General features: G+C 47.6%; 7 protein-coding genes. All 7 read left to right on the top strand.

What is annotated here, in order from left to right; translation table 11 throughout:
* The first annotated feature begins 6 nt into the window (after window positions 1–6).
* The 7 genes from ESZ91_RS03925 to ESZ91_RS03895 all read left to right on the top strand — a co-directional run bounded on the left by ESZ91_RS03925 (window position 7) and on the right by ESZ91_RS03895 (window position 12,867).
* Window positions 7–1,443 carry a sensor histidine kinase gene (locus ESZ91_RS03925; RefSeq protein WP_129224343.1) on the top strand — a complete coding sequence of 479 codons (1,437 nt, stop codon included), beginning with the start codon at window positions 7–9 and terminating at the stop codon, window positions 1,441–1,443.
* Between the two features lies 1 nt (window position 1,444).
* Window positions 1,445–2,209 (top strand): LytR/AlgR family response regulator transcription factor, encoded by a 765-nt coding sequence (locus tag ESZ91_RS03920; protein WP_161971042.1) that lies wholly within the window; start codon window positions 1,445–1,447, stop codon window positions 2,207–2,209.
* A 225-nt stretch (window positions 2,210–2,434) separates the two neighbouring features.
* Window positions 2,435–6,679 (top strand): glycoside hydrolase family 3 C-terminal domain-containing protein, encoded by a 4,245-nt coding sequence (locus tag ESZ91_RS03915; protein WP_129224341.1) that lies wholly within the window; start codon window positions 2,435–2,437, stop codon window positions 6,677–6,679.
* Between the two features lie 93 nt (window positions 6,680–6,772).
* On the top strand, window positions 6,773–7,906 hold the full coding sequence (locus ESZ91_RS03910) for an InlB B-repeat-containing protein (protein WP_161971041.1): 1,134 nt from the start codon (window positions 6,773–6,775) through the stop codon (window positions 7,904–7,906).
* Window positions 7,907–7,916: 10 nt separating this feature from the next.
* Window positions 7,917–8,384: a hypothetical protein gene (locus ESZ91_RS03905; protein WP_129224339.1), complete on the top strand. Its 468-nt coding sequence runs from the start codon at window positions 7,917–7,919 to the stop codon at window positions 8,382–8,384.
* A gap of 4 nt (window positions 8,385–8,388) precedes the next feature.
* A complete protein-coding gene (locus ESZ91_RS03900) occupies window positions 8,389–11,313 on the top strand; it encodes a glycoside hydrolase family 3 protein (protein ID WP_129224338.1) in 2,925 nt (974 codons plus the stop codon).
* Between the two features lie 84 nt (window positions 11,314–11,397).
* On the top strand, window positions 11,398–12,867 hold the full coding sequence (locus tag ESZ91_RS03895; RefSeq protein ID WP_129224337.1) for a leucine-rich repeat protein: 1,470 nt from the start codon (window positions 11,398–11,400) through the stop codon (window positions 12,865–12,867).
* The last annotated feature ends 9 nt before the right edge of the window (window positions 12,868–12,876 follow it).

Raw genomic sequence — 12,876 nt, 5'->3', positions numbered from 1 at the left:
TATAATTTGTCAAAAGCCATTGCAATGCAAACATCAGCGTGTTATAATGTAAAAAAATACTACGGCAGGATCCTGCCGTTTGCGCTTAAGCGCAAACGGAGATATTTAATCGATATGTTTTTTACTTTTGTATATGATTACATTTTTATTTTACAAATTGCAGCGGTGAGCCTCTCGCTTTTGATCGTATTTTATCCGTTTCAAAAGACGTTTCGCTCGATCGCGTTTGCGGCAGCGCAATTTGCCGCTCTGTTTGCACTCGGAACAGTATTAAATTGGGGACTGTTTGAACTATCTTCGGTTTGGACATTTCTTGGCGGGATCAATTTCCATATTTCTTGGCTGTTGGTAATCATTATTTACTTATTATTCAATCGCGTATATATAATGAGCCGTATGATCATGGGCGCTGTCCTTTATACGTCGGTGATTGCCGTTACCGATTTGGGAAGACTCGTTATGAATGTTTTACCCGTGGGCACGGACTGGTCGTTCGTAAATATTCTTTTTTATCTGTTGATCATAGGATTCAGTTTGCTTATCCGCCGTTATACGCTTACGCGATATAGTGACATTCCGGTGTTTTCCGTGGCAATGATCATGCTCGGCGCTATTTGTTCTTCGTCGCTCATCATTGGAAAAACGATTTTAAATGTAAAGATCGGAGGCATCAGTCAAGACACTTTCTTTATATTTACGCTCGCCGTAATTTATATTTTGATTGTTTCAAGTTATATGATCATATACTTTCATTGCAAGGGTAGAAAAGAAGTCATTGAATTACAGGTCAAAAATAAATTGTTGGAGGCAGATAAACAGATGCTGGCGGTTTCTGAACAGGCAATTTCGGAGATGCGGCAGATAAAGCATGATATTAAGAATCAACTTAAAGTGATTGAACTGATGCTCGAACAAAAGCAGTACGGTGCGCTTGGACGGTATTTTTCATCTATGAACGAAAGTTTTTTGAAAGAAAGCGGCAGTTCGTTCATCGATTGCGGAAACGAGTTTATTAATTCCGTCATCAATATGGAAATTCTCAAAGCGAACAATTATGGCATTCAACTTGTAACGAGAATCAATGTTCCTTCGGAACTTCCGTTTGAAAAGAGCGACCTTTGCAGAATTCTGGTGAATTTGTTGGATAACGCTATAGAAGGGGTATTGCGGGCAGATAGCAAAGATTACCTCGTGGATTGCAAGATTGCTCGGCAGGCCGGTTTCTTATATGTCAGCGTTCAGAACCACATCAGGGACGACTACGACAGGGACCGTCTTCTTGAAATGAATACTGAAAAAGAGGATGCCGATAATCACGGGTTCGGACACAGGATCGTAAAAAGAATTGTGGAAAAATATAACGGCATCGTAAAATATAAAGTTGAGGATAACGAGTTTATCGCAGAAATGATGCTTGATTTCACAAGTATGGAGGTTAAATAAGTTGGATAAAGCGGTTTCGTTCGCGGTATGCGACGATGACGAAATTATTTGCGAAGCCATTTGCAACAGGATCGACAAATTACTTGCTAAATTCGGGCTGAGCGCGTCCATTGACAAATATGTTTCTCCCGTTGCGCTATATAAAAACATCGAAGGCGGGCAAAGAAAGTACGATGCTCTGTTTTTGGATATCGATATGCCCAAACTAAACGGCATCGACCTTGCGAAAGCGATAAAAAAGGCGGAGGAAGCGCCGGATATTATTTTTGTTTCAAACCGCGAAGAAATGGTGTTCGATACCTTTTCGGTGCGTCCGTTCGGATTTGTGCGGAAAAATAATTTTACAAACGATCTGATCGATACTTTGCGTTCTTATGTCAATACGCGAATGAACAAAAACGCTTATATCGGGATCAAGACGAACAATAACTCCGTTGTAAGAAAACTTAAGGTAAGCGACATCGTCTATATCGAAAGTTTCCGTTATAAGCAATATATCTATATGGCGGATAACGAAGAGATCGAATGCAGGATGTCTATGGAAGAATTTGAGAAAAAACTTGCAAACTACGATATCGTGCGGATGTATAAGGGATACCTGGTCAATTTAAAGTATGTACAGAAAATAGAAAGAACGGGGGTTTTGGTCAATTATAAGGGCGGGGTGAACATAAATGTGAGCAGAGACAAAGTTCAGGAGTTAAAAGCGATTTATCTCAATTATTTACGAAAAATGGGCACCGTACTTTTTAACGGAGAGTCGTAAAAGGAGCAGACGGAAGTACCGCGTTCGATAAGACGCGGTACTTCCGTTTTTTTGCAATTTGTTCAAATAAAATGCTGATTTGTACTTTATCGCGCGCAATGTGGGCGATTAAATGCAGGTTGTGCGTGTGCTATTGCTATTCGGGTTTTTTGATTTTATAATTAAGTCGTTAAAGGCGGACGGTAGTGTTAGCCGATAACGAATTATAAACAGGAGGGAAACTTAATGGCAAAAATCAGCAGGGTCGGCAAGAAAAGGGCGTTTCGCGCGTTTGCTTGCGCTACAATGCTTGCCCTCGGTCTGTCGTGCCTTTCCTCGCCGATCTTGAGTGTCGGGGCGGAAGTTATGGGGGCTAAGGGCATGACCAAGTACTACGCGGATTATGATTCTTTGGAAGAAACTCTTTCGGCTGCCGAGCAGTTGACTGAGGATACCGCGGCGGAGGGCGATGTTCTGTTAAAGAATCAGAATAAAGCTCTTCCTATGCGCGGCAACGAATGGATCAGCGTTTTCGGCGTTAGTGCGGACAGCCTTATCGGCGCGGCTCCCACCGGCGGCCAGTCGACCGCATCGGCCGGCGGAGACAAGGTCGCGGATGTTTTGGCGGATGCGGGATTTAAGGTAAATCCGACGTTGAAAAATTTCTACGACAACCAAAGCGCCACTATAGGGCAGGAAGAATATGCTTTCAACGGAAAAGTAACGAGTTCGTTCAGTATGTATAGCGACGCGGCTGTCGTCGTGCTTGCGAGAACGGGCGGCGAAGGAAGCGATGCGAAGCGCGTCACGAGCGAGGAGGCCGGTACCAATCTTCTGGACGAAAAGGACACCGCGTCCCACGTAGCGCTTGCGGAGAAAGACGGCAAGACGTATAAGCATTATCTCATGCTTACCGACAGCGAGCGCGCGCTTATTAAAATGGTAGAGGAAAAATTTGATAAGGTGGTCGTCGTACTCAATACGTCCAATGCCATGGAAATAGAGGAATTGCGGGACGACGAGAATATCGATGCGATCATCAATATCGACAGACCCGGAGAAGGCGGGCTCGCAGCACTCGGTAAGATTTTAAAAGGCGACATCAATCCCTCCGGCGGACTGGTCGACGAATGGTATACCGACTTTACTGCGGATCCTACCTGGTACAACTTCGGTAACAACGATCAGACGGGGTCGAAGGGCGCAGGTTCGAATACATACATGAACGAAGCGGGTTCTTCGGCAGGAACCACTGAGGGCGCCGACGGCACGACAACCGACGTTATCAGCGATACCGAAGGATTCCACGGCATCGACTATGAAGAGGGTATTTATTTAGGTTATAAGTATTATGAAACTTATTACCATGATATGTATCAGATCGATGCGGACGCCGCGCAGCAGTGGTGGGAAGAAAACGTCACTTATGCGTTCGGCTACGGTTTAAGCTATACGACTTTTTCTTTTAAATCCAACGGAATTTACACCGATTCCGCGCTTAAAAATAAACTGACGGCGGCGGATCAAAAAACGATCGCCTCCCAGTTACAGTCGACCTATCAGAAGGCTGCGGCGGTCGACACGTTATATTTGCCCGTAACGGTAACGAACACGGGCAGCGTCGCGGGTAAAAAAACGGTGCAAGTCTATGTCAGCGCGCCTTACGAAACGGATAGCGTTGTCGAAAAAGCGTCTGTGTCCCTCGTGGGATTTGCAAAGACCGGCATTCTTGATCCCGGCGAATCGCAGACGGTCGTCGTCTCGGTAAACGTGCAGGATATGGCGTCGTGGTACTCCTATTATGCGCAGAGCGACAAAGTGACCAAAGGTGCTTACATAATGGAGAGCGGCGAATATACTCTCCGTATCATGGAAGACAGTCACTACGATTGCTCTACGGTTGAAAAAGACGGCAAATATTATGTTACGGACAGCGAAGGGGTCGAACGTGCAGAATGTTATGCGGAAGAGTCCTTCACGCTTGAACAGGATATTGCCCTCGAAAAGGACGATTATTCAGGCTTACAGGTTTCCAGTCTGTTTACGGACGGGGTAAACAACAACGGCGAGGGTATGGACAAAGATACCGCTGTGGATGAAAGCCATTTCGGCAATATCCGCACGAAAGCCATGATGAAGGACCAGGCGTCCGGCATGACGACCATGACGAGAAACGCAAGCGTTTCGGCTACCGATCCTTCCGTTGTCGTAAAGAACGACAAAAATGTTGCTTCCGCCTCGATAGTGAATTATACGGGAGTATCCGTTCCCACGAAACCTTCCGAAGTGAAATCCACAGTGAACGGGTTTGATCTTTCTTTCCCTAAGGCTCCCACGGCAGCCGATCTTACGTTTAAGGATAACGTGCTCGATAACTGGTCGTATTGGGATAACTATGCGGTCAGCAGTACTTATACAGGCGCAAACGATGCGACGAAGACGTACAACAAGTACTATGAGAATGACGATGATAAAGGCTATGTCTGGTCGCATACCTCTGTTCCCACGGATTGGTCGCAGGCGAAGGGCACCTTGGGCGAGTATACGAACGCGGGTGCGAACGGCGATAAAGGAGCGCAGAAAATTAAATTCTACGCATCTTCGTCTTCGGTCAATACGATCAAGTTTTCCGATATGGCGGGCGCGGACTATAACGACGAGAAATGGACGGAGTTCCTCAACCAACTCACCTACGATGAGTTGTGTCAGGTTAATACGTACTGCGGTTACGGTACGGTCAATATCGATAGCGTCGGAAAGAAAGTAACCGTCGACAGAGACGGCCCCAACAGCATCAATCAGGAATTTCAGGCATGCGCGGAAAGTTTGCAGGCCGCAACCTGGAACACCGAACTTGCGGAAAAACGCGGCATAATCATCGGCAATATCGCGCTCATCACGGGATTCCAGGGCTGGTATGCTCCGGGCGCGGATATTCATCGTTCTCCGTTCTCTGGGCGCAATAACGAATATTTCTCGCAGGACGGTATCCTCGGCGGGTATATCGGTGCCGCGCTCACGCAGGGCGTTCAGTCTAAGGGTATTATCTGCTATGCGAAACATACTCTCATGAACGATCAGGAAACGGATAGAGGCTGTCTGTTCACCTGGTGCGACGAGCAGGCGATGAGAGAAAATTACATGAAGAACTTCCAGATGATTTTCCAGGAAGGCGGATCTCAGGCAGGTATGACCGCTTACGGAAGATTGGCGGGGAAGGCGAACACCAATAACACGAATCTTTCGGTCGAATTATATCAGAACGAATGGGGCAGTCATGCTTATTTCGTAACTGACGGCTATATCGGCTGGAATCAGAGAACGAACCCCGATATTATGGTCAGAGCAGGCGCGCAGACCATTCTCACGACGGGGAACACCGAATATCTGTCCGGACAGACGGATCCGACGACGGGCGAACAGCCGACCGGCGGTTTCTATAAACAGGGCGAAACACTCCCGGACGGCAAAACGGCAGAGACGGAAGGCGTTTACATCGTGCAAAAGGGCGAAGACGGGAAAACGTATTACGAAATCTCCTATACGCAGTGGTATTGCGTGAGAGAAATGGCGCATAACGTGCTCTATCAGGTTGCAAACTCTGCAGGTCAGTTCAACGGCTACGGCGATCTGGAACTTGATAACGGTAAATTGGAGGCTACGGAAAGTCTCAGCGTGTCGAACGTAAGCGTTTCGATCGAAAGCAAACTTGATAAAGATTCCACTGTCAGATACAGTCTGACGGGAGCGCTTCCCGAAGGGCTCACGTTCGACGAAAACACGGGAACGATCAGTGGTACGCCGAAGGAATCGGGAACGTTTAATCTTACGGTAAATTATGTGATCGACGGGTGGATCAACAAGAGCGCGACTTACGTACTTACGGTAGATACCGCAATTCAGATCACGGCGGAAAGCAGCAACTTTACGGAGGCCGCCGTGGGAACAGAATTTTACGCGGAGTTTACTTCCGACGTTTATACGAGCGCGGAATACAATTCTATCACCTATTCTTTGAAGGAGGGAAGTTCTCTGCCCGATGGGCTCACGCTCAATGCGGACGGAACGATCACGGGATCGCCCGAAAAGGCTGGAACGTATACTTTCACCGTTGTGCTTACTGCGAAAAATGAGGAAAGCGGTACGAATCCTGCCGCAACACCGTTTGCCGAAGGCGGCGACAAAGGCGACGGCGGTAAAGGCGACGGTGGCAAAGGCGACGGCGGCAATAAGGATAAAACGGCAGAAACTACGTTTGTCATTGTTGTCAAAGGTGAAACGACGGGCGGTGATACGGACATCACGATCGAAGATCTGAATGACAAGATAAGCGATCTCGAATCCACCATCAAAGACCTGCAAAACTCGCTGGAAGGGAATACGAGCAGCGGTTGCGGTTCGTCCGTGACCGGCGGCGCGGCGCTTGTCGGCGCGGTCGTTCTCTTAGGCGCGACGATTTGTATGGTAGTATCCAGAAAAAAGAAAAATTAAAGTTCAACGTTTGAACAGCGGGAAACCCCGATTATAGCGTAAGCCGTAATCGGGGGAATGCTGTTATTTTACAAATTTGACAGGAGGCTTACTATGAACAGAGTATTGAAAGGCCTGATTAGTAAAACATTCTTATGTGCGTTGCTGGCGGCATTGCTCGCCATGAGTTTTGTTGCGTGCAGCGGCAACGATGTGAAAAAATACACGGTAAAATTCGAAACGAACGGCGGAAGCGATATTGCTTCGCAACAGGTCGAAGAGGGGGCGTTTGCTGTGCAGCCCGATGATCCGACCAAAACCGATTATATATTTAACGGTTGGTATGAAGATGCCGATTTGAGCAAAACTTTCGATTTCGAAACGCAAGCGATTACTGCAGATACGACTATATATGCAGGATGGACCTCCGAATCGGAAGCGACGTCCGCAACGGCCACATTCTACTGGAATTACGAAGGCGCTCCCGATAACGGAATCTATTCGTCCAAAATATTTGTGAGCGGAGGGCGGTTGACGAAACCGACCAATCCCACTCGCAGCGGATATACTTTCGAGGCATGGTATCTGGATAAGGAATATTCCGAAAAATTCGTAAACAACAGCGTATACAGCGGCAATCTCAGCCTGTATGCCCGCTGGATGAAACAATATACGTTCGAAGCGGAGGATACCCAACTTACCGGGCTGGATCCCGACACGGATCTGACCGCCAATACGGAAGGCAATAAAAAGGGCGTCGGTTTTTCCAGCAATTTCAGCGGGACCGGTCTGATCGGCAACGACAGCGCCGCCAGCAACGGAAAGGCAGTTCACGGTCTGTATTATGAAGGCGCTTATCTCGATTTTGAAATTACCTCGGATAAAGCGGAAAAGGGCGCTTCTCTTTCTCTGCGCATATCCTCCGAATACAGGGCTGTAACGCTCACCCAGGATTCTTTTCAGGTGATGGTGAACGGCACCGTTCTCGCATATAAAACCGGCGATATCGAAATGGATTGGGGCGAAGATTATATGGACGGCGTATGGGACAGCGGTTCTGATCATCGTTATGTTACAGTCGTCATCAACAATATTGATCTGAAGGGCGGCGAAAATTTGATCCGATTGTACGTCAACAACGCAAACGGCAGACCGGACGGCACTGTCGCCGCAATGGCCCCTATCGTAGACTGCATTTATATCAATAGTTCTTCGGCTTTGAAAATGACTGTTTATGAAAACAAATAACGGTGACGGAATGAAAAACAATTTGGGAAAAGTAAAACATATATTTGCGGAAAGGGGAATCGGTTTTTACTTGACCGTGCCTGCGATCGTCTTTGCGGTTTTGGCGCTCGTTTTTTACAGGCAGAACGGCGTTACGGAATTCAATCCCGAACTGAACGGCTCGGCGATCGTGTGTCTGATCGTCGGAATAGCCCTTTCCGTGGTGAGCCTTGCGGCGGATATCATTCCTTACAAATGGATATCCGCCGCGGCAAAGCCCGTTAGGTATGTGGCATATCTGGTCGAACTGTACGCTTTTTTGATGTTCGTATTTTCGCAGGTGACGTACATTGCAAACGTATTAGTGAGCATCGACGGCAACACTTTCACAGCCGGATTTATCTTGACGGCAGTCTTTTTTGTCGCGGCGGCGATTTTGACTCTTGTATCCGCGTGCTTGAACGCTTTGCACCCGTGGACAAAAAACAAAGCGAGGTAAAAGCATGAAGAAGAATTTGTTCAACAGGGTACTGTGGGAATGCCTCGCCGTATGTATGGCCAGCCTCCTCGTTTTAATCACGGGAATATATGAGATTGCCCTGAGCCAGAGTGCCGCGATCAACGACGCGCTGAATATTTCTGGTTCGGAAATTGATTATTCCGACGACCCTGCATATCAGTATTTCAAGAGCGATTATAAAGATAAGGATTACGCGGAGTTGACCGAATATTTTCAGAGCGTTGCAGAACAGATCGAAGGCGAAGGCATCGTTCTTTTGAAAAACGAAAACGACGCGTTGCCGCTCTCCGAAAAGGAAAAGGTCAGCTGTATGTTGTCCGGTTCCAACAAGTTTAACTACGGTTCATCGGGATCGTCCGCGTCGAATACGGCCTCTTATAAAGATTTGAAACAGGCGCTCACAGACGTCGGACTGGAAGTGAACCAGACTATGTGGAATTTCTATCAAACCTCTTCTTCGAGAAAGAAGATCGGGGATACTTATCTTATCAACGAAACATCGTACGACGCAATTCCTTCCGCGGCAAAAACCAGTCTTGAAGATTACGGCACGGTCATCGTAACGATCGCCCGCAGCAGCGGGGAAGGTTCGGATATTTCCGCCACGCGAAGCGACGGCGAGGACGGCAGTTATCTTTCTTTGAGCGAGGAAGAGATTTCAGTCCTGCAAGGGCTGACAATGTTGAAAAACCAGGGTAAAATCGAAAAGATCGTTGTTTTGCTCAATTCTTCGGCAACCGTTCAACTCGATTTTCTCAGCCGAAACGGGATCGATGTGGATGCCTGTCTTTGGGTCGGAAACGTCGGTTCGGCAGGTATCAATGCGGTTGCCAAAGTCTTGACGGGAAAGATCGTTCCGTCGGGCAAACTATCCGATACTTACGCGAAAGATAATTTTTCTTCGCCTGCGGCGATGCAACTTTCCTACAACAGCGGCAAATCTTTTGCGCAGACCTATTCGAATTACAGCGAGATGGGACTTAATTCGACCCAGATGTATTACGGCATATACAGCGAAGGTATTTACGTCGGATATCGGTATTATGAAACGAGATACACCGATTATGTTACGGGAAGGTCGAATACGGGCGATTACCGCTATTCCGACGACGTGGCGTATCCGTTCGGGTACGGAATATCATACACCGAATTTGCCTATTCCGATTTTTCCGTAACTGAAAACGAGGACGGAAAGAGTTATGACGTTACGGTGACGGTGACCAACACGGGCGATACATATTCCGGAAAAGAAGCCGTACAGGTCTACCTGCAAAAGCCCTATTCGGAATACGATATCGAACACGGAGTGGAGAAGGCAGCGGTCGAACTTGTCGGCTACGCGAAGACGGAGGAACTCGCGCCCGGAGAGAGCAGCGAACCCGTCACGATCAACGTGAAAAAGGAATTGTTCAAAAGTTATGACGCGAACTATGCCAAGACGTATATCGTGGACGAGGGCGATTATTATCTGACCGTTGCGAACGGAGCGCATGAGGCTGCGAATAATATTCTCGCAGCACAAGGGAAAACTCCCGAAAATACCGATCAGAGAATGGACGCTGCGGGAAATTCAGTTCTTGCGGGCAAGATCGCGGTCAATGCTTTTGACGATAAAACTTATTCCGTTTCCTCCGAAACGGGAGCGTCGATCACAAATCAACTCGATGACGCCGATCTGAATAAATACGAGGGCAGCAACACAAAAGTGACTTATGTATCCCGAAACGATTGGCAGGGCACTATGCCGAAAGCGAGTATATCCTTGAACGTTACCGCAAAAATGAAAGAGGATCTGCGCAGCAATAAAGATATCGAAACGGATCCCGAAGCGGAAATGCCCTCTTACGGAGCAAATAACGGCCTCACCTTAGCGATGCTTAGGGGCAAAGATTATGACAATGCGTTATGGCAAGATCTTTTGGATCAGATGACGTTTGGAGAACAGTCGTACCTGATCTCCAACGGGCAATACGCTACGGTCATGGTCGAATCCGTCTGCAAGCCGGATACGCGCGAGGCGGACGGACCCACCGGTTACGGTAAATCGCAGGGCAGTCTGTCGTTCCCCAGCGAGGGGATATGGGCCTCCTCTTTTAATAACGAACTGATTGAAAAAGTAGGCGACTGCCTTGCGGAAGACGCTCTGTATCACGGCTTGTCCGGCTTATATGCCAACGCCATCAATATTCACAGAATGCCGTTCGGCGGAAGATCGCATGAGTATTTTTCCGAAGACCCGTATCTTACCGCAATAGCGGCGGTGTATGAGATACAGGGAATGCAGGCAAAAGGAATCATCGCGAACGTCAAACATTATGCGTTTAACGACGAAGAGGCGGCAAGAAACGGTATCGGCGTCTGGCTGAACGAGCAGGAGGCTCGCGAGATCATGCTGCTTCCCTTTGAATATGCGCTATCCTCTGCGGAAGGCATGGGCGATGCTGCCGCTGTCATGAGCGGGTTCAACCGCGCGGGGACCGACTGGGTAGGCGCGGATCAAGAATTATTGGACATCATGCGCGAGGAATGGGGATTCGACGGTTACTGTATTACCGATATGGCGTCTTCCAACGGAGCGTCGTATATGACCTATCAGGACGGCGTGACGGGCGGAACAGACGTTTTCCTGGGAAGCGGTTCGCAAACAGCCTTGAACGACTTCCGGAAGAATGCGACATATTGTCTGGCAATGCGCGAGGCATCACACAGGATTCTGTATTCCGTTTGCAATTACAGCGCTGCTATGAACGGTATCGGTCCCGATACAAAAGTTTTGGCGGCAAGTTGGTGGTGGAAAGATACGCTCATAGCCGTAATCAGCGTCAGCGCGGTCCTTGCGGCCGGTTTCGGTACAATGTATGCGATCAGCCTTATAAAAGAGCGCAAAAAGAAAATAGATATCGAATAAGCATTAAAAGGGCGCTCTTGTTAGTTTTACAGGAGCGCTTTGTTCCGTATCTGTAAAGCGGAACGAATAGGAAAGGGGCGGGATATGGAAAATATACGTTTAAAAAGATTTACCGCGGTAGTTCTGGCGTCTTTCTTTGCTGTATTTTTACTCGTTGTTCCGTTTTTGACGATTTTTATCGTAGGCACAGCGACGGCGCCGCAATACGCGCAGACCTATTACGGCGAATTGTCGAAAATGTATGAAAGACTGCAAGAAACCGAGAATAAAAAAATCGTGGTCATAGGCAATTCGAATGTTGCGTTCGGCGTCGATTCGGCGCTCTTCGAGCGCTTGCTCGGCCAAGCAGGCTTGGACTTTACTGTATGTAATATGGGATTATACGGTGCGTTGGGAACGAAAATGATGATGGAGATCGCCGATGCTTATATCGGCGAAGGAGATATCGTCATTTTTACGCCGGAAATAGATTCGCAGTCGCTCTCTCTGTATTTTTCCGCCGAAGAGGCATGGATGGCGCTCGATTCCGATTTGAGCATGTTCGGTGAATTTTCCGCGCAGACGAAAGGGAATCTGGTAGGCAGTTTTGCTTCTTACGCTTCGAAAAAGTACCGATTGTGGCAAAGCGGTCTGCCTGCGCAGCCGAGCGGTGTGTATGCGCAGGCATCGTTCGACGAACACTGCGACCTTAAAAATTTCGGGCGGCCGTTCAATATGCTTGCGGACAGTGTAGACATGAACAACCCTATTTCTTTGGACGTTTCTTTATATCGGGAAGAATTTATCGCATATGTAAACGAGTTTTTTAAGGAAATCCATAAACGCGGCGCCTCGATGTATTATTCTTTTCCGCCGATGAACCGAGCCGCGGTGACCGAAAACAGTTTGGCGGGGATATCTGAATTTTACGACTTTGTGTGCGATCGTTTTGATTTTCCCGTGATCAGCGATATCGAAGATTATATTATGGATAAAGAATGGTTTTTCGATTCCAATTACCATCTGAACGACAGCGGCATGGCGGTGCGTACCGTTCAACTCGTAAACGACTTAAAAAATCAACTCGGCAATACGACCAAAACGGAATACGTATTACCCCAAAAGCCCGTAAAACCGCAGGAAGACATCGAGGGCGAGGGGGATAACAGTTGTGCGGAATATTTCACTTACCAACAAAACGGAAATTATTATGCCGTAACGGGACTTACCCCGGAGGGGGCGCAGAAGAAACATTTGATCGTTCCCTACCAAGTAAACGGATTGTATGTCAAATCTTTTTCGGCCTCGGTATTTTCAGGGAACGAAATCGTTGAAAGTATAACGATTCAGGGAAATATCCGTTCGGTGTCCGATAACAGTTTCAAAGGCTGCACGAATTTGAAAAAAATCGTATTGAAACATACCGAACCGTCGCAAATTACGGTCGGCTACGGGTTGCTGAACGGTACTTCTTCGGCGATATATGTTTCGGAATCGTCAGTGAGCGCATTTAAAAACAATTATTTTTGGGGGCACTATGCGGAAAATATCTACGGAACGGAATCATTCGGTTAAAATTCTGTT

It is taken from the genome of Candidatus Borkfalkia ceftriaxoniphila (assembly GCF_004134775.1).
Classification (GTDB): Bacteria; Bacillota; Clostridia; order Christensenellales; family Borkfalkiaceae; genus Borkfalkia; species Borkfalkia ceftriaxoniphila.
The sequence above is the reverse complement of the archived record's forward strand: the minus strand, read 5'-3'. Positions and strand labels throughout refer to the sequence as shown.